The 16,778-nt window shown below is 57.1% G+C and carries 22 protein-coding genes; 8 read left to right on the top strand and 14 right to left on the bottom strand.

Annotation, left to right across the window (positions count from 1 at the left end):
• Window positions 1-5 precede the first annotated feature (5 nt).
• From NOM67_RS19380 to NOM67_RS19370, 3 genes are read right to left on the bottom strand one after another with little or no spacing between them, the layout of a single operon-like run.
• The gene (locus NOM67_RS19380) at window positions 6-266 is read right to left on the bottom strand and encodes a phosphopantetheine-binding protein (RefSeq protein ID WP_033114590.1); all 261 of its coding nucleotides are present in this window, start codon (window positions 264-266) and stop codon (window positions 6-8) included.
• Window positions 247-1,041 carry a lysophospholipid acyltransferase family protein gene (locus NOM67_RS19375; RefSeq protein ID WP_071914658.1) on the bottom strand — a complete coding sequence of 265 codons (795 nt, stop codon included), beginning with the start codon at window positions 1,039-1,041 and terminating at the stop codon, window positions 247-249. The genes NOM67_RS19380 and NOM67_RS19375 overlap by 20 nt, the downstream gene beginning before the upstream one ends.
• Window positions 1,026-1,739 (bottom strand): beta-ketoacyl synthase chain length factor, encoded by a 714-nt coding sequence (locus NOM67_RS19370; RefSeq protein WP_071914656.1) that lies wholly within the window; start codon window positions 1,737-1,739, stop codon window positions 1,026-1,028. The genes NOM67_RS19375 and NOM67_RS19370 overlap by 16 nt, the downstream gene beginning before the upstream one ends.
• A 252-nt stretch (window positions 1,740-1,991) precedes the next feature.
• On the opposite strand from NOM67_RS19370, the gene NOM67_RS19365 reads away from it, so the two are divergent.
• The 3 genes from NOM67_RS19365 to NOM67_RS19355 are packed head-to-tail and all read left to right on the top strand — an operon-like array spanning window position 1,992 to window position 3,693.
• Window positions 1,992-2,387, top strand: a complete 396-nt coding sequence (locus NOM67_RS19365; RefSeq protein ID WP_041210563.1) for a hypothetical protein — start codon at window positions 1,992-1,994, stop codon at window positions 2,385-2,387.
• A gap of 12 nt (window positions 2,388-2,399) precedes the next feature.
• Window positions 2,400-3,461 (top strand): methyltransferase, encoded by a 1,062-nt coding sequence (locus tag NOM67_RS19360; RefSeq protein ID WP_156854665.1) that lies wholly within the window; start codon window positions 2,400-2,402, stop codon window positions 3,459-3,461.
• A gap of 19 nt (window positions 3,462-3,480) precedes the next feature.
• On the top strand, window positions 3,481-3,693 hold the full coding sequence (locus tag NOM67_RS19355) for a hypothetical protein (protein ID WP_156854667.1): 213 nt from the start codon (window positions 3,481-3,483) through the stop codon (window positions 3,691-3,693).
• A 41-nt stretch (window positions 3,694-3,734) separates the two neighbouring features.
• On the opposite strand, the gene NOM67_RS19350 is transcribed toward NOM67_RS19355, so the two are convergent.
• On the bottom strand, window positions 3,735-4,643 hold the full coding sequence (locus tag NOM67_RS19350; RefSeq protein ID WP_115522818.1) for a pseudouridine-5'-phosphate glycosidase: 909 nt from the start codon (window positions 4,641-4,643) through the stop codon (window positions 3,735-3,737).
• Window positions 4,637-5,728 carry a PfkB family carbohydrate kinase gene (locus NOM67_RS19345; RefSeq protein ID WP_255939425.1) on the bottom strand — a complete coding sequence of 364 codons (1,092 nt, stop codon included), beginning with the start codon at window positions 5,726-5,728 and terminating at the stop codon, window positions 4,637-4,639. The genes NOM67_RS19350 and NOM67_RS19345 overlap by 7 nt, the downstream gene beginning before the upstream one ends.
• Before the next feature lie 203 nt (window positions 5,729-5,931).
• Here NOM67_RS19345 and NOM67_RS19340 point away from each other — a divergent pair, with 203 nt between their 5' ends.
• Window positions 5,932-6,396: an RNA methyltransferase gene (locus NOM67_RS19340; protein WP_255939423.1), complete on the top strand. Its 465-nt coding sequence runs from the start codon at window positions 5,932-5,934 to the stop codon at window positions 6,394-6,396.
• A gap of 6 nt (window positions 6,397-6,402) precedes the next feature.
• Here the strand turns inward: NOM67_RS19340 and NOM67_RS19335 are convergent, their stop codons facing one another.
• A complete protein-coding gene (locus NOM67_RS19335; protein ID WP_255939581.1) occupies window positions 6,403-7,155 on the bottom strand; it encodes a hypothetical protein in 753 nt (250 codons plus the stop codon).
• A 194-nt stretch (window positions 7,156-7,349) separates the two neighbouring features.
• Between NOM67_RS19335 and NOM67_RS19330 the strand changes: the two genes are divergently transcribed.
• Window positions 7,350-7,781 carry a universal stress protein gene (locus tag NOM67_RS19330; protein WP_255939421.1) on the top strand — a complete coding sequence of 144 codons (432 nt, stop codon included), beginning with the start codon at window positions 7,350-7,352 and terminating at the stop codon, window positions 7,779-7,781.
• Window positions 7,782-7,848: 67 nt separating this feature from the next.
• On the opposite strand, the gene NOM67_RS19325 is transcribed toward NOM67_RS19330, so the two are convergent.
• The 4 genes from NOM67_RS19325 to crp all read right to left on the bottom strand — a co-directional run bounded on the left by NOM67_RS19325 (window position 7,849) and on the right by crp (window position 11,648).
• Window positions 7,849-8,484, bottom strand: coding sequence for a murein L,D-transpeptidase catalytic domain family protein (locus tag NOM67_RS19325; RefSeq protein WP_255939419.1), 636 nt, complete (start codon window positions 8,482-8,484; stop codon window positions 7,849-7,851).
• Between the two features lie 176 nt (window positions 8,485-8,660).
• A complete protein-coding gene (locus NOM67_RS19320; protein WP_139396502.1) occupies window positions 8,661-9,773 on the bottom strand; it encodes a porin in 1,113 nt (370 codons plus the stop codon).
• Between the two features lie 327 nt (window positions 9,774-10,100).
• Window positions 10,101-10,901 carry a putative RNA methyltransferase gene (locus NOM67_RS19315; RefSeq protein WP_124243145.1) on the bottom strand — a complete coding sequence of 267 codons (801 nt, stop codon included), beginning with the start codon at window positions 10,899-10,901 and terminating at the stop codon, window positions 10,101-10,103.
• A 108-nt stretch (window positions 10,902-11,009) separates the two neighbouring features.
• The gene (gene crp, locus NOM67_RS19310; protein ID WP_005335304.1) at window positions 11,010-11,648 is read right to left on the bottom strand and encodes a cAMP-activated global transcriptional regulator CRP; all 639 of its coding nucleotides are present in this window, start codon (window positions 11,646-11,648) and stop codon (window positions 11,010-11,012) included.
• Between the two features lie 333 nt (window positions 11,649-11,981).
• Here crp and NOM67_RS19305 point away from each other — a divergent pair, with 333 nt between their 5' ends.
• Both NOM67_RS19305 and NOM67_RS19300 read left to right on the top strand, forming a co-directional pair.
• Complete coding sequence (locus NOM67_RS19305; RefSeq protein ID WP_255939415.1) at window positions 11,982-12,386, top strand: OsmC family protein; 405 nt, start codon at window positions 11,982-11,984, stop codon at window positions 12,384-12,386.
• A gap of 49 nt (window positions 12,387-12,435) precedes the next feature.
• Window positions 12,436-12,732 carry an MliC family protein gene (locus tag NOM67_RS19300; RefSeq protein ID WP_255939413.1) on the top strand — a complete coding sequence of 99 codons (297 nt, stop codon included), beginning with the start codon at window positions 12,436-12,438 and terminating at the stop codon, window positions 12,730-12,732.
• A gap of 88 nt (window positions 12,733-12,820) precedes the next feature.
• Here the strand turns inward: NOM67_RS19300 and NOM67_RS19295 are convergent, their stop codons facing one another.
• The 3 genes from NOM67_RS19295 to NOM67_RS19285 are packed head-to-tail and all read right to left on the bottom strand — an operon-like array spanning window position 12,821 to window position 14,517.
• Window positions 12,821-13,354: a DUF4136 domain-containing protein gene (locus NOM67_RS19295; protein ID WP_071914647.1), complete on the bottom strand. Its 534-nt coding sequence runs from the start codon at window positions 13,352-13,354 to the stop codon at window positions 12,821-12,823.
• 16 nt (window positions 13,355-13,370) lie between these two features.
• Entirely contained in the window at window positions 13,371-14,240 is an 870-nt protein-coding gene (locus NOM67_RS19290) for a phosphoribulokinase (RefSeq protein WP_041210528.1), read from the bottom strand.
• 52 nt (window positions 14,241-14,292) lie between these two features.
• Complete coding sequence (locus NOM67_RS19285) at window positions 14,293-14,517, bottom strand: YheU family protein (protein WP_041210529.1); 225 nt, start codon at window positions 14,515-14,517, stop codon at window positions 14,293-14,295.
• Window positions 14,518-14,614: 97 nt separating this feature from the next.
• Here NOM67_RS19285 and NOM67_RS19280 point away from each other — a divergent pair, with 97 nt between their 5' ends.
• Complete coding sequence (locus tag NOM67_RS19280) at window positions 14,615-15,766, top strand: GGDEF domain-containing protein (RefSeq protein ID WP_255939409.1); 1,152 nt, start codon at window positions 14,615-14,617, stop codon at window positions 15,764-15,766.
• Here NOM67_RS19280 and NOM67_RS19275 read toward each other — a convergent pair.
• Window positions 15,745-16,731 carry a hydrolase gene (locus NOM67_RS19275; RefSeq protein WP_255939407.1) on the bottom strand — a complete coding sequence of 329 codons (987 nt, stop codon included), beginning with the start codon at window positions 16,729-16,731 and terminating at the stop codon, window positions 15,745-15,747. The two genes, NOM67_RS19280 and NOM67_RS19275, sit on opposite strands and share 22 nt — an antisense overlap.
• Between the last annotated feature and the right edge of the window lie 47 nt (window positions 16,732-16,778).

Raw genomic sequence — 16,778 nt, 5'->3', positions numbered from 1 at the left:
GGCGATTATCCCCGCTGCTGGTTGACGAGAGCAGCCAGGGCTGCAACAGAGGCAAAGTGACGACGGGTATTCTCGTCATCAGCCGAGAGCACGATGCCGTAGCGTCCCTTGATCGCCAGTCCCAGCTCCAGCGCATCGATGGAGTCGAGGCCGAGACCGTCATTGAAGAGCGGGGCGTCGGTGTCGATATCGGCAGTCGTCATGCCTTCGAGGTTGAGGCTGTCGATGATCAGTTGTTTGATTTCTTCAGTTAGTGTTTGTTGCATCTTGAGTCCATACAGAGGCGGATTGGGCCGGGCTCAATACCCGTTTGAAATAGTGAGTGAGATGCCGCGCGGCCAGCGAAGGTGCCTCTTCGTGCGGCATCAGATCCCGAGCCTGACACTGGGGCAGAAACTCTACCGTAAAGAGTGGCTTGTGCGCGGGCACATGGAACCATTTGTGCTGTTTGGTCAGAAACGGGGCCGAGCAGTGAATGCGAACCGGTTGTAGCCTGGCCTGACAACGGACGGCCAGATGGGCTGCGCCGCGTTGCAGTTGCAGCGGCTCGCCAGGGGTCGTGCGGGTGCCTTCCGGAAAGACCAACAGTACCGCACCTTGTTGCAGGCGTTCACAACATACCGGTAATAATGTTTCGGCCGCGGCATTGGGAATATAACCGGCGGCCCGCACGATGCCGGCGACAAACGGATTATGCCAGAGCGCCTCTTTGACAATACAGTCGCACTCCGGCATGTAAGCTGCCAGCAATACATAATCGAGCAGGCTGGGGTGGTTGGCCAATACCAATACGCCGCTCAATTGCTGGGGCATATTGTCAAAGCGATAATCCAGTACCCTTAATTGCCTGAGCACATTGAGGAAAAAACGAAAACTTATTCTGATGGTGCTTTGGGCAAGGTGGCGACGCGTTTCCCCGCGTACAAATAACCAGAGCAGTGGAAACCAGACCAGCGTCAGCAGCAGGCAGCCAATGCCGAACAGGGTAAATCCCAGCATGGTACCAATCAGGCGCCAGAGCCGGTTCAATTGCGCTGCCATAGCCACTCCCTGCGCCCGTCGGTGATGCTAAATTGTGGCATGCCGTCCAGCAAGGCGCGCCAGCACGCGAGTGCATCGCCCTTGCCGGTTGCGCCAGTGTCCGTCGCCAGCGCACTCCCCTGCCACTCATCGCCCCGGCTCAGCAACAGCGCCACCGCATGGGGTGGCGGTTCATCACCGAGCCAGGGTTGGCTAAATGCCGGCAGCGTCCCCTCAAAGGCCACCACCAGTACCCGTTCCATACCGTCGGCGAGCATGCCGATGGCTTCCTGCAGGGCCGCGGCAAAGGTACCGCTCCCCGCGGCCAGCGAGCTCATGGGGATGGGCTGCTTGCCCTGAATGGAGGTCAACCCGGCTGCGGTGTTGTGCACTGACTGGGAGAAATCGGTGGGGGAGAGGCTGCGCGCCTGTGCCAGTGCCGTCAGCAGGCCAATGGAGCGATCCAGCTCCCCGTGGCGGCTGGCAAACACGGCCCCCTCCATGGCATGGCGCGACATCATATCGAGGGCCACTTCTACCGCAAGGCGGCTACCCTGGCTCATGCGGCGTGCCACCATCATGGGGATGTGAGGCGTTGCCAGAGGCGATTGCGTTGGCCAGATCCCCTCTTTCGCCCAGCCTTGCCACTGCTCCCGGGTGGTGAGCCCCGGCGCCAGCGCGCAACTTTCAACGATGGAAAAAGAGGAATTCTTGTACACGAAACGACCTTGACAGGATGATGCTAACAGGGAGACTCGACCACGGGCTCCACCAGTGGTTCAGCTCCAGTTAAGGATTTGAATAGGACGTGCATATTACCACCATTTCAAATCAAGAACAGGGGCAAGCAGTGACGCAAGTTACAAGTATGAAGAAAGTATTCACCCTCACCTTTATTTATTGAAAGGACACACATTTTATTGTCTCATTGGGTCGGCTTTGACAGGTTCCAATTACAAAGGGTTACAAAAATGAAAATGCTCAAAATTATTATCAGCGCATTAACACTGCTGTGGGTTGCCGGTTGCTCCACTTCCCAGCCGGTCATGAATATGACCAATAGTCTGGTTCCGGCCAATCTGAGTGAAAAGGATGTTTCTCGCGCCATTATTAATGCCGGTGTTAGTAAAAAGTGGGTAATGCGTGAAGAGCAGCCAGGGATAATTACTGGCCATATCCAGGTTCGCCAACATCAGGCCAATATCAGCATTCCTTATAACACCGTTAATTACTCTATTAATTATGTGAGCAGCGTCAATTTGGATGACAAGGGTAAAGGAAAAATCCACCGCAATTACAACCGCTGGATTGCCGGGCTGAACGAAGCAATTCAAATCGAATTGAATCGCGCCAGCAGCAACAAGTAAGGTCGGTGTCTCTTGAATCACTATCAGGCGGATCGTCATAACGCACTGGATGCCATCAGTCAGGCCCAGCGGATCGCTTTTGCGCCCATGCTGTTTCAGGCAGCCTGGAGCTTGCGTGAGTTCGGCATTCTGGCGTTTCTTGCCAAAGAGCGGCAAGGGGCGACCGCTGCGCAGATCGCCGAGGCGACCGGCTTGACCGAGTATGCGGTCAGTGTACTGCTCGACATGGGGCTGGGGGGCGGCATCTGCCACCTCAACGGGGAGTGCTACCTGCTGGACAAGGTGGGTCACTATCTGTTGAGCGACCCCATGACCCGGGTCAACATGGATTTTGTCCAGCATGTCTGTTACAAGCCCCTTGCCCACCTGCAGCAGGCCATCGAAAGCGGTACGCCTGCCGGGCTCAAGGAGTTTGGCGACTGGTCAAATCTCTATGCCCATCTCAAGGATCTGCCGGAGCCTGCGCGCAGCAGCTGGTTTCGTTTCGATCACTTCTATTCGGACTGGGCGTTCAAGCAAGCGCAGGATCTGGTGCTCGGTTACGAGCCGCGTCACCTCTACGATCTGGGGGGCAATACCGGCAAGTGGGCCATCTCGTGTGCCCGGCGCAGTCCCGAACTGCAGGTGACCATTCTCGATCTGCCCGAGCAGATTGCCATGGCCAGCGAGCAGATCCGGGCCGCGGGGCTTGCCGAGCGGGTGCAGGGGTATCCGGTCAATCTGCTGTCGGAGCAAGCGTTGCCCGGTGAGGCGGACATCTGGTGGATGAGCCAGTTTCTCGACTGCTTCAGCCATGACGAGATTGTGGCCATGCTGCGGCGGATCAGAAGCAGCATGAAGGAGGGGGCCAGGTTGTGCATTCTGGAGCTGTTCTGGGATCGGCAGCCGTTTGAGGCGGCGAGCTTCAGCCTCAACGCCACCTCTCTTTACTTTACTTGTCTGGCCAATGGCAACAGCCGCTTCTACCACTCCAAAGAGTTGTACCAGTGTCTGCGCGAGGCCGAGTTCCATGTCGAGGAGGATCACGACATTCCGGGGCCGGGCCATACTCTGCTGGTTGCCAAGCCACTGTGATAACGTCGGGAGACGCGACATGAGCACAGTACAGATGAAATACGTTCTGCTGATTGCAGGCGTGCTGCTGACGGGGTGTGCCGAGATGAAGGGGGTTGGTCGAACGATTGGCCATACTTCTCGTGATGTCACCCGGGAGATCGGTCATACGACCCGTGATGTGACCAAGGAGATAGGTCACGGCACGCGCGATACCGTCAAGGGCATCGGCAACGAGATTAAAAACATGTGATAGCAGGAGGGCCAACAGGCCCTCCTTTCATTTGCGCTTGATTACAGTGCGGCGGCGATGCGGGCACCGAGCGCCGCGTTGTTCAGTACCAGCTGGATGTTGGCCGCCAGCGAGTTGCCGCCAGTCAGCTCGCAGACACGTGCCAGCAGGAAGGGGGTTGACGCTTTGCCCTTGATCCCTTGCTCGTCCGCTTCATGGAGCGCCCGGGCAATAGCTGCGTCGATATCGGCTTTCGGCATGGCGTGTGCGGTCGGGATGGGGTTGGCCACCACGGCGCCGCCCGCCAGTCCCAGCTCCCACTTGAGGCGAAGCGCCTCGGCGATGGCTGCCGGACTCTCCAGTCGATAATCAACCTTGAAGCCGCTCTCGCGGGTGTAGAAGGCGGGCAACTCTTCGGTCTGATAGCCGATCACCGGCACCCCTTGCGTCTCCAGATACTCCAGAGTCAGCCCGATATCGAGAATTGATTTGGCCCCCGCACAGACTACTGCCACCGGCGTTTGTGCCAGCTCCTGCAGATCGGCCGAGATATCGAAGGTCTCCTGCGCGCCGCGATGTACCCCGCCAATGCCACCGGTGGCAAAGACCCGGATCCCCGCCATGGCAGCGATGATCATGGTGGAGGCGACCGTGGTAGCTCCCATTCCCTTGCGCGCCAGTACGAACGGAATGTCGCGGCGGCTGCACTTGGTCACGCTGTGGCCAGCCCGGCCCAGCGCTTCCAGCGCACCGGCATCCAGACCCACCTTGAGGCGGCCGTCGAGGATGGCGATGGTCGCCGGAATGGCGCCGTTGTCGCGCACCACCTGTTCAACCTGACGGGCCGTCTCCACGTTCTGCGGATAGGGCATGCCGTGGGAGATGATGGTGGATTCGAGGGCAACGACCGGTTTGCCGGCGGTCAGCGCGGCAGCAACTTCCGGTTGGATATCGAGGTAAGCGTTCAGCATGAGTACTCCTCCAGTATGCGGTCAACGGCGGTCTTGCTCAGACCGGAAAAAACGGTATCGGAACAATTGACGGTGAGGGCGGCGCAGCCCAAGGCAAAGCGGGTGGTCTGGGCAATGTCGAGCTCTTGCAGCCAGGCGTGGGCGAGGCCAGCCATAAAGGCATCCCCGCCGCCGGTGACGTTGAGTACCGGACAGCCCAGCACCGGCAGGTGGCCCTGCTGCTCGCCATCGCTGTAGAAGATCCCCTGTTCACCCAGACTGAGGAACAGGCGCTGGACCCCGGCGCGGTGGAACCAGGCGGCCACCATGGGCCAGGTTTCGGGCCCGGCGATGGTCATGCCGCACAGCTGCTCGGCTTCGCTGCGATTGGGTTTGAGGGTGTGGATCTTGCTGAGCCAGGGGCGGATCTTCTCCACCTTGGCCACCGAAACGGTATCGACAAAGATGGCGTGCTCACCTTGCCGCTCGAACAGCCAGTCGAGGGTATGGATGGCCAGATTGGTATCGAGCACCCAGAGCTGGGCGCCGCCGAGAAAGCCGCCGAGTGGGGTCAAGCGGGCAGGAGTGAGCTGCTCGATAATGGCCATGTCATTGATAGCACAGCTCATTTCGCCGCTGCCATCATGCAGGCTGAGATAACAGGAGGTGGTGTGGCCATCGAGCACCAGAGTCTGGCGCACATCGACGCCGGCTCGCTGGCTTACCTCCAGCAGATGATGACCATACTGGTCGTTGCCGACAGCAGTCAGCAGTCGGGTATCGCTGCCGAGCCGCGCCAGATTCTCGGCGATATTGCGGCCAACACCGCCCGCCGAGGTGCGCACCTTGCCCGGATTGGAGTCGCCGAGCAGCAGGTTGTCGTGGCTGGTACCGCAAATATCCATATTGGCACCGCCGATCACCACCACGTAGGGACCCTCTCGCAGTACATAACCTCTGCCTTGCACATATCCCTGCCGGATCAGGCTTGAGATGTGGCTGGCCAGCGCAGAGCGGCTGATGCCGAGGCGATCGGCCAGCTCCTGCTGGGCAATCATGGGATCCTGACGCAGCAGGGCGAGGATCTCTTGTTCACGCTCAGTCATAGACAAACATCCATTTGCAAACGTTTGTCTATTATTGCTAGGAAACGTTTGCTGGCTATCGACTTGTACAAAATTTGTCGGCTTGCGCACAAAAAATCGACATCCGTGATGGGGCGACGAGTCGTTGAGCCTGGGGAGGTACTTTTAACGGGTCGATGACCCCGCAGCGGCATATAATGGCCGCCGCAAGATGAGGAGAGATGATGGAAAAGAGAGCATTCTGCTGCGTGGGGCTGGTCAATCCCAAATCCCCGGAAAATGTCGGTGCCGTGATGCGGGCTGCGGGTTGCTACGGGGTGGATGAGGTCTACTACACCGGCAACCGCTTCGAGCTGGCGCGCCGCTTTGCCACCGATACCAAGCAGATGGTGGAGAAGATCCCGTTGCTCGGGGTGGATGACCTGCTGCAATTCATGCCGGAAGGGTGTGTTCCCGTGGTGGTCGATCTGATCGACGGCGCTACGCCGCTCCCCGACTATATCCATCCGGAGCGCGCTTTTTATATCTTCGGGCCGGAGGATGGCACGCTCGATCCCGCCCTATATGGTGCGGTGAAAGATGTGGTTTACGTGCCGACCCAAGGCTGCATGAATCTGGCTGCCTCGGTCAACGTGATCCTCTATGACCGACTGGCCAAGGGGTATTGCCATAACGGGCAGGAAGAGTAGGAAGATTTAACGGATGGGGGCTACTTTTTCCTTCTGCTCCATCTCCTTGATAAAGCCTTGGTAATAGTCGTAGAGCTGATGGCGCCGATAGATATTGGCCAGCTCGCCGCTGCGGATCAGATTGACCATCTCCCTATCCCAAAGCTGCTGCAGTGTTTCCCCTCGCTCACTGTTGCTAAAAACAGGATAGGTGGGGATCCAGCGCAAAAATATGCGGCTCATGCTGGTGGGGGGCGGATTGGCGACATGCAGCACACCGACGGTCATGTAATAGCGATAGCGCTCCTTCTCGAGCAGCTGGAGGGCCATCTCGTAGCTGTCCACTTCATGCCAGTTCATGGGCACTGATATGTATTTGTCCAGTGCCCAGCCCCGCTGCCACAACACCTGCTGGCCAGCTAGACTCTGCTCCCCCTGCCATTTTGGTTGCCACTGCTTGAGCATGACGACAGAGAGATCGTCCGCTGAATCTGGGTATTCCGGCATACGCACATCGCCCAGTTCATGTTGATAGACCCCCAGTGCCATGTCCCCCTTGTTACGGGTCACCATGGCGAGGGCCCGCTTGTAGGGAACAATATGGGGGACGATGGTGTAACCATGGGGTTGATAGATGCTGTTGACCACATCAAGGTAGAACCCTTGTCCATCGGTTTGACAAAAACCGGGCCAGTTGTCGCAATAGACGTGGAGTGATTCTGCGCGGCAGAAGAGAGGTGCGCAGAGATAACAGACCAACAGACAACCGATACGCAGTATGGTCACAATCGGCCTCTCGAGGGCAGCTAAAAAGGGGGAGTTGATACCTTATTTTACACCATGCGCTCTCCGGGAGGCGCGGTAACCATCCCTTTGAATGCTCGTTTTGCGACAGGGTCGAGAGTTATTTGCAGTCGGGTTGATATGATCTCGTTGAGATTCAATAGCACCCCAATTAGTAGAGGAGACTGCTTATGCCATCGATCAAGACACTGCTTTGTCCCGTCGACTTTTCTCAAATGTCCAGAGCGGTTCTCGACTATGCCGTATTCATGGCGCAAAGCCATGACGCCCGGTTAAAGCTGGTTCACGTCGTCGATCAACTGCATGGTTTTGACAGCTACAAGATCCTGCACATGACTGCTGTCGAGATTACTCATGAGATGGAGCGTCAGGCCAGAACCCAGCTCAAGGAGCTGGTGGCTACCTTGCCGATTCCCGCAACGTTTGACATCCGTTTTGGCCGCGCGGCCGATGAGATTGTCATTCAGGCCAATGATGATGAGGCGGATCTCATCGTGATGGGGAGCCATGGCCGCTCCGGCATCAGCCACCTGCTGGTGGGCAGCGTTGCCGAATCTGTGGTACGTCATGCCCCTTGCCCGGTGCTGGTCGTTCGCCAATAAAACGAGCAGTACGGTTATTTAAAAACAAGTGTTCAAGAAGAGGGCCAGCGGTTGCTGGCCCTCTTCTTTATCCGTGAGCGTAGATCACGCTCCCACCCTTGATGGTATCTATGATGGCTCTGGCTTGCTCCTGGGGAAGGGCAGGGCAACCCCAGCTTCTGCCCAGCTTGTCATATTTGAGCAGATGGCGCGGGCTGGCATAGTCAGCTCCGTGTACCACGATGGCCCGCTTGCGGGCATTGCTGTTCAGGCCCGGGGTCAGGCCATCCAGCCGCAGTGAGTAGCCATGCTTGCCAAGATAGGTTTCGGCGGTGCGATAGACTCCGAGCGAGCTTTTCATCGAGTTGGGCTGGTTGGAGAATTGACGGGCGGCCAGTTCGCCAGAGTTGCGACCGTGGCTGACCCAGGTGTAGTAGAGCAGTTTGTAGCGTTTCATATCGATGACCAGCAGCCGGCGCAGAGTAGATGGTTTGCTGTAATCGATGATGGTCAGAATGGATTTGTTTTTATGGCGCACGCTCTGGTAGCTATTGAGCGCTTTGCGAAAGGTTTGCTGATCGAGTTTGTCGGCGAGGCCGAGCTGACGGTAGAGGCTCTTGTCCCAGCTTGCCTGCGCGGGGGCGGTAAAACCGAGACTTCCCAACAGCAGCGACAGTATCAACCACATCTGCCACCAGATCTTGTTCCAGAACAGTCGTTTCATCCGTGAATGTCCTTCTGTGCACCATTTTTGTATGCAGATAGCGGCACTTGGCAACTCTCCGCTCGATAGTTATATGCAAGGTGCTGAAAAGGCGCAATAAAAAACCGGCCGCAAGCGGCCGGAAGAAATTCAAACAGTAGACATTGATTTCACAGGTATAACTGACTTCTAAAAACTTAGAAGTTGTACTGCAGGGCTACAGCAACAACGTCATCGGTGTTCTGACCCAGGGAGTTGACGGACTTGCCATCTACGGAATCCAGCAGGTTCAGTTTGTAGTCGATGTAAGCGTTGAAGTTGTCGGTGAAGTTGTACCAGGCACCGATAGATACGTACTCGGTGTAGGTATCATCGATACCGTGAGCGCCATCTTTCACGTCAGTGCGCAGGTAGGCCAGAGAAGGCTTGAACTTGCCGATGGTGTACTGGGCAACGGCTTCGTAACCATCCATCTTCTCGGCGTAGCCGTTCTTGACGAACAGGTGATCTTCACCGTGGGAGTAGGTAGCGGCCAGGTAGAGGTTATCAGCAGCGTACTTGGCACCAAAGCCCATCAGCTTGGCATCTTTCTCGCCACCGAAGGCAGCGTATTTAGCCTGCTCGTCGGTCTTGCCTGCCTGGTTGTATACGGCACCCAGGCTCAGACCCATGTTGAAGTCATAGTTGGCGGAGAAGGCAAAGCCCTCTTTGGAACCGGTACTGTTCCAGTTGGTGCCAGCAACATACGGGTTGTTACCGTTGAAGGATTCGTTGATTTCGCTGCGGCCGGAGTTCTGCGGATCGTTGTTACCGGTGAACTGGGCGCCCAGGGTCAGACCCTGATAGGTGTAGATGTACTGGGCCAGGCCATTGGTACGACCGGTACCGAATACTTCGGTATTTTTACCCAGGCCGTCACCGCCCCACTCGGGCAGTACGTCGGTGTAGTTGTTAACGGCTTTGGTGAACAGGCCATCCTGACGACCGTAGCTGAAGGCACCGAAGCGGTCGTGCTTGATACCGGCGTAGGCATAACGCAGTTCATCGTTGTCAGAACCGGAAGTCGGCAGGTTGTATTCGGCAAAACCGAACGCTTTCATTTCCGGAGCAATTTTGGTTTCGCCTGCAACGTGCAGACGGAAATAGCTCTGGTCACCTTCGGCGCTGTTGTTGTCAGTGCCATAGTAAGCACCTTGAGCGCGGCCGCCGATGTCCAGCTTGGTGTCGTTCTGGTTGTACACAGTAGCAGCATGGGCACCGCTCGCCAGCAGCAGGCTGGAGATGGCCATAGTCAGTGCAGACTTCTTCATATGCTTATTCCTCTGATGTAAACACTTCCGAACCTGTATTCGGTTCTGTTAAATCGGAAATGGTCCGATAGCCACACGGTAGGCGCCCTAACCTTGACTGGCGCTGAATCTATCCGTGTTTAATTGGCGCCATAAGGAGATGAATATGTTGAGTGTGTCAGGTTTGTACAGTTTAAAAGTCTAGTTAATTCAGATTGTTAGTTTTTTAATCTGAGTTTGGCTGGGTGGAGGGCAAAGGGGGGAGCAATGATTGAGCGTGTGAACCAAATCACATTTTGATGTTCAAAGGGGGTCGGCGAGAGCAGGGGGTCTGCTCTCGCACTGTGATCAGAGCGGTTTTTGCCACAGGGTCAGCAGCAGATCCTGTTCCAGTTCGTCTGGGCCCTGATGGGTGAACGCGTGGCGCTGCTCACCCGTGGCCCGCCAGCCGAGGCGGCTGGTTTCCAGAATAAAACTGCGCAGTCCCTGATCGAGAGTCTGGGAGAATTGAGCGCGTTGCTGCGCAATCTTGGTCAGGCCTGCGAGGGCCGGCCAGCTGAGCGGGTGTTCCATGCTGATTGGGTTGAGGCTGACTCTTAGTTGCCACTGATGGCGGGGGCCCGGCTGCAGATAGAGCAGATAGCCGCCCGGTGCCAGCCAGTTGACTAGCTGTTCGGTTTTGATCTTGAGGTCGTTGACCAGCAGCAAGTCAGCGGAGTTTGGCATAAGCGGGGCTTTGGCTGGATCGGCAATGACAAAACTGCCGTCAGGCTGCGCCTTGGTGGCGGCAAAGATGGCATTCTTGGCGATATCGACGCCGGCAAACTGCCAGCCCGGCAGGCGTTCGGCCAGCGCGCGGCAGTAGTAGCCCTCGCCACAGCCCAGATGGATCAGTTCGCGCGGCTCGAGGGGGGTGAGCAGGCTGGCCATTGCTTCGACGAGCGGCAGTTGGTGGCCCTGTTCGAGAAAGTGACGCTTGGCGCGCATCAACGCCCGGCTGTCGCTGTCCTTGGGGTTTTTCTTGCCGGGGATGAGATCCAGATAGCCTTCCGGGGCTGGATCAAAGTGGTGCTTGTTGTCGCAGTAGCGACCCTTTGAGGCTTCATGCAGATGAAGCTGGCTGCGGCAACGGGGACATTGAAGGTGCATAGCGATTCTCTTGGCGAAAGCTGGAACGGGCGTTCGGGATTATAGGGGAGGTGATCAAAAAAGGCTGCCGTAGCAGCCTTTTGGAGCCAGTGGTCCGGGACCAGTGGATCAGCGGGTACCGAATACCACAATGGTTTTACCGTGGGCAGAGATGAGCTCCTGCTCTTCCAGCATCTTGAGGATGCGGCCAACGGTTTCACGGGAGCAGCCGACGATCTGGCCGATCTCCTGACGGGTAATCTTGATCTGCATACCATCCGGGTGAGTCATGGCATCCGGCTGTTTGGCCAGGTTCAGCAGGGTCTGGGCAATCCGGCCGGTTACATCCAGGAAGGCGAGGTTACCCACTTTCTGGCTGGTGTGCTGCAGGCGCTTGGCCATCTGGCCGGAGAGGCGCATCAGGATATCCGGGTTGACCTGGATCAGCTGACGGAACTTCTTGTAGGAGATCTCGGCAACTTCGCAGGAGCCCTTGGCGCGCACCCAGGCAGAGCGCTCGGGATTTTCGTTCTCTTCGAACATACCCATCTCGCCGAGGAAATCCCCCTGGTTGAGATAGGAGAGGATCATCTCTTTGCCCTCGTCGTCCTTGATCAGCACGGCAACCGTGCCCTTGACGATGTAGTAGAGGGTTTCCGCTTTTTCACCCGCGTGGATCAGGGTGCTCTTGGCGGGGTACTTATGAATGTGGCAGTGCGACAAGAACCATTCCAGGGTGGGATCGCTTTGCGGTTTGCCAATAACCATGAGAATTCCTCTGTAGTGTCTTTTTATGGACTCGAGCGTCCAGGCAAGCAGCCAACTCTTGCCATTCCTTGTATTAGTCGCAGTAGGATAAGAGCCTTTGTCTGTGCTGACAAGGCTTTGCGCCCTTTTGAATAGAGCCCTTTGAGTAATGCCTGCTGCGCCGCTTCAGCCATTCTAGGGAAGATAGGGAGGGGAGATGTTGATTTTGATCTATTAACCTCCCAATCATCTTGCCCCTGTGGTTACCCGGCCGGGTGAAGAGATGCCGAAGCCGTGATGGCTGGGGTATGCTAGGAGCATCATGAGCACAGGCTTAACCAAAGAGGATGCGAGATGAAAGCCAAGGTCAGCTGGGTTGAAGGGATGAAGTTTGTCGGGGAGAGCGAATCCGGGCACAAGGTGATCCTGGATGGTGCCAACCCGGGCGAGGGGGCCAGCCCGCTGGAGATGGTGTTGCTGGCCGTGGGCGGTTGCAGCTCCATCGACGTGGTATCCATTCTGGAGAAGGCGCGTCAGGTCGTGACGGCTTGCCATGTTGAACTCGATGGTGAGCGGTTTGACAGCGTACCCCGGGTCTTTGAAAAGATTAATCTCCATTTTGTGGTGACCGGCAAGGGGCTGGCAGAAAAGCAGGTCGCCAGAGCGGTCGAGTTGTCGATGGAGAAATATTGTTCTGTTTCCCTGATGTTGGAAAAAGCGGTACAAATTACCCATAGTTATCAAATTCTTGAGGCTTGATAACCGAAGCGTTGTTCCACCGATAACGCCATGACATAAGGAAAGTGCAATGAAAAAAATGATCGCTCTGCTTCCCCTGTTGGGTCTGGCAGCGTGCACCAGCCCGCAACCCACCAAGTATCAGTACAGTCAGTACCAGTGCGGGGAAGAGCTGTTGGCCATTACCTATGATGCTCAGGCTGACATGGTGCAGTTCCCCTATGCCGGGGTCTATCACAAGCTGGCTCGTGTCGAATTGGATAACGGTGCCAAATATTCCGACGGCGTGACCACCTTCTGGAATCAGGACAAACAGGCACTGCTGACCCAGAAAGGGGTGACCCTGCTCACCTGCAAGCTGAAGTAATTCCGGCGCATTCCAGCAAAAAGAGCGGCTTGTCATCTGACAAGCCGCTCTTTTTTATTCAAATCATCAGCAAAAAATGATGAGGGCGTCAGTGGGTGGGGACTGGTGCCAGCAGTTTGGCCGCGAGCTGCTGGCTGAGAGCCTGGCGCTGGTTATCGGCAATGGCGGCATCGCTGGCCAGCGAGATGACACTGCTCCATACGGCTTTCTGGGTTTTGCGGTCGAGCAGCACTATGGCCAGGGTGCCTTTGCGCTGATCCGGTGCGGCCTGCACCCCGGGTGTCATGCCAAGGCGGGCAAAAATCTGGCCATCGCTGATATCCTTGTCACCCGCCACACCGATAGCGACCCAGAGGTCCGCTTCATCAAGAGGAACACTCTGCCACCCCTTGCCATTGAGCTCTTTACTAACGGCATTCTGGATGGGTTCCAGCCACCCTTCGGCCTGATCGCCGGCAAACTGATACTGTTCCGCCAGGGCGTAGCGCGGAGTGGCGCCGAAGGTCCAGTCACCGAGCGAGCGAGCCACCATGGTACCGGGTTCAAACGTTGGTGCTGACGGCCCGCTGCTGCAGCCACCCAGCAGGGCGAACAGCACCACAGAGAGAGAGGCAAAGCGCATCATAAGCTCCTTTGTATCAGGTGATTTTGCCCGTTTCGAGCAGTTGCTGGATCAGCGGCTTGAGGATCAGCTCCATCGCAAAGCCCATTTTGCCACCCGGAACCACGATTGTGTTCATCCGCGACATGAATGAGCCGTCGATCATCGAAAGCAGGTAGGGGAAATCTACTTGTTTGATGCCGCGAAACCGGATCACCAGCATACTCTCGTCCAGGCTCGGGATCACCTTGGCGCTGAAAGGGTTGGAGGTATCCACCGTCGGAACCCGCTGGAAGTTGATGTGGGTGCGGGAAAACTGCGGGGTGATGAAGTTGATGTAGTCATCCATCGAACGAACGATGGAGTCGGTTACCGCCTCACGGGAGTGGCCCCGCTCCGAGGTGTCGCGAATGAGCTTCTGGATCCACTCCAGGTTGACGATGGGCACCACGCCGATGAGAAAGTCCACGTGGCGAGCCACATTGTGATCTTCGGTGACCACACCGCCGTGCAACCCCTCATAGAAGAGCAGATCGGTATCGTTCGGCAGATGCTGCCAGGGGGTGAAGGTGCCGGGCATCTGGTTGAAAGGCACCGCTTCATCAAAGCTGTGTAGATAGCGACGGTACTGGCCGGTGCCATCCTGGCCATAGCCCTGAAAGAAACTCTCCAGTAGCCCGAAATCATTGGCCTCGGGGCCGAAATAGCTGATGTGGCGCCCCTGTTCACGGGCCTTGCGGATCGCTACGTCCATCTCGGGGCGGGTGTAGCGGTGAAAACTGTCGCCCTCGACCACTGCCGCCTGGTAACCAAGCTGATGAAACATGGAGCGAAAGGCGATGGTGGAGGTGGAGGTGCCGGCACCGGATGAACCGGTGACGGCAATAATGGGGTGCTTGGCCGACATAGAATTCTCTCTTCCTTGGAAATTCCGTTATAAAGGCTGGCTTCGGGTTCGGTCAAGCTGACTCGTCAAAGCGATCTTTGGGCACAATATTGACCGACTCGTGCAGCTCGCTGTAGACGATCACCGCCTTGCCTTGCTGTAATTGGCTGCGCACTTCCTCAACCTTGGTACCCAGTGATACATCCTGTTCGCCATACTCGGTTCCTTCCTGCAGTACGAAATGTTCGATCAGGTTGGTCAGGGTGTCGGCATCCAACTCTTGCCAGGGAATTATCATGAAGGGATCTCGATGCAAAAAGATATAACCACCGAGCTATTGTTGTGTTGAATTGCGCGAGTGCAACCAATTTCTACTTTTTTCGCCGGAGTCCGAGATGTTGTCTGAAGAGCAGCGCAGTGCGCCGTTAACCCTGGCGGATCATCTGGATCAGGCGCGCCGGCAGGCCATTGGTCGCGGCATGGTGTGGTTCTGGCTGCTGAACTGGCTGGTGGTGCTGTTTCTGGCGATTCGCTATGAGGTTTACAGTCAGGCAGGCCTTGCCAGTGATCACATGCTGCCATGGAGTTTTCAGAGTGAGTTGGCCCTGGTGATGGTGGCATTGTTGTTGCTGCCTGTTATCAGCCTGTTTTGTGACCATCTGCAGGATTGTACCTGGTTACGGATCGCTGCGTTGGTGATGGTGGTCTGGGGGGGGATCTGGACCCTGCATATTTACACCCTTGGCCAGGTTGAGCTGCGTGGCGGCCTTAGTTATGCCCATGGGATCATGCGGCTCAACCTGCTGGCGGCACTCATCGCGTTTTATCCCGATCGCAAGGTGTTTTACGGCTATCTCTTGGGGCCGCTGACTGCTGGCGTGGGAATCGAGCTTTTTTTAAAGGTCGATTTTCCCCAGATCTATCTGCTTGGCGTGCTGTTCGGCATTATTGCACTGGAGGTGGGACGACGAATGCTCAACCGCTGGTTCGAGCTGGCGATCGTGCGCGAACACGAGAATCTGGTTCTGCTGCGCCGTCTTGACCGGCTGGCCAAGCAGGATCCGCTGACCGGCGTTGCCAACCGGCGTCACTTCAATGTCGAGCTGGAGCGGGGGCTCACTCATAGCGGTGAGAGCGGCATGCCTCTCTCACTCATTCTTATCGATGTGGACTACTTCAAGCGTTTCAACGACCGCTATGGGCATCAGGCCGGGGATATATGTCTCAAGGAGGTGGCAACTGCGCTCACCCATTCGGTTCGTACCCCGTCAGATTTGGTTGCCCGTTATGGCGGTGAGGAGTTTGTCCTGTTGCTGCCGGATGCGGATCAGCTGGGGGCTCGTGAGGTGGCGCGGCGGCTGCAGGAGGGGATGGCCAGCCTGCAGCTGGAGCATCAGGCGTCCGATGTCGCCTCTTGGGTGACGGTGAGTCAGGGGATTGCCACACTACTGCCCGGTGAAAGTGCAAGCCAGTTGCTGGAGCGGGCTGATCAGGCGCTCTATCGGGCCAAGGAGTCGGGGCGCAATCAGTTCTGTGTCGCGGCCTGACTCTGTTCGGCGATCCAGCGGCTGATCCGCTCGTCCAGCCAGAAGCGGGGACGCCACGGAGTACCGTGCAGGAAGCCGACATGACCGCCACAGCGGCTCAATTCATAGTGCACATGGGGCGAGAGCTGCTCGGGGCGCGGGATGACGGCATCGGACATAAAGGGATCGTCGGCGGCGTGCAGGATCAGGGTGGGGATGGGGATCTGGCCCAGCAGTGGTAGCCCCGAGCAGCTCTGGTAGTAGTGGCTGGCGCTGTGAAAACCGTGCAGCGGTGCGGTTACCAGCTCGTCAAAGTCACGCAGAGTGGCTATTTCTTGCACTTGCTTCGGTTGCCAGCGCTCGCCCGCTTTTTGCTGCTGACTGATCTTGTTCAACAGGTTGCGGCGCATGGTGCGCAGCAGATAGTTCTGATAGACCTTGGAAAATCCCTGATTGACCCGCTCGGCACAGCTGGCCAGTTGCAGCGGGGCCGAGACCACCACCGCCGCCTTCACCGCCGTAGGGCAGGCGCGCGCCAGCAGATTGACCAGCATATTGCCCCCCAGAGAAAAGCCGATGGCAATCAATGGCTTGTGCGGAAAACGCATGCTCAGCTCGGCAATGACCTCCTGGGCATCGGCGATGGCGCCGGAGTGATAGGCTTGCAGATGGCGATTGGGCTCGCCACTGCAGCCACGAAAGTGCATCAGTACCGCCGCCATTCCCTGTTGTTGCAGATGGTCAAACAGCCCCTTGGCGTAGTGGGAGTGGATGCTTCCCTCCAGACCATGAAATACCACCACCAGCGGCCGCGCATCAGCCGTGATTTCACCGCTCCATGCGAGATCGACAAAATCCCCGTCAGTCAGTTCGAAGCGCTCGGCCACAAATCGGGCCGGAGTCCGGCGTAGCCATTTGGGCAGAATGGTTTGCAGGTGGGGATTGCGAGCCCACCAAGGGGCGTGGAAGTGGCTTTCTGTGAGCATGGCGATGATCCGCGACGGCGATAATAAGATGACAAACCGGCGAGCAG

The sequence above is a fragment of the Aeromonas sp. SG16 genome (assembly GCF_024436135.1).
Lineage (GTDB): Bacteria > Pseudomonadota > Gammaproteobacteria > Enterobacterales > Aeromonadaceae > Aeromonas > Aeromonas jandaei.
Note: the sequence above shows the minus strand (reverse complement) of the source record. Positions and strands in the feature narration are given on the sequence as shown.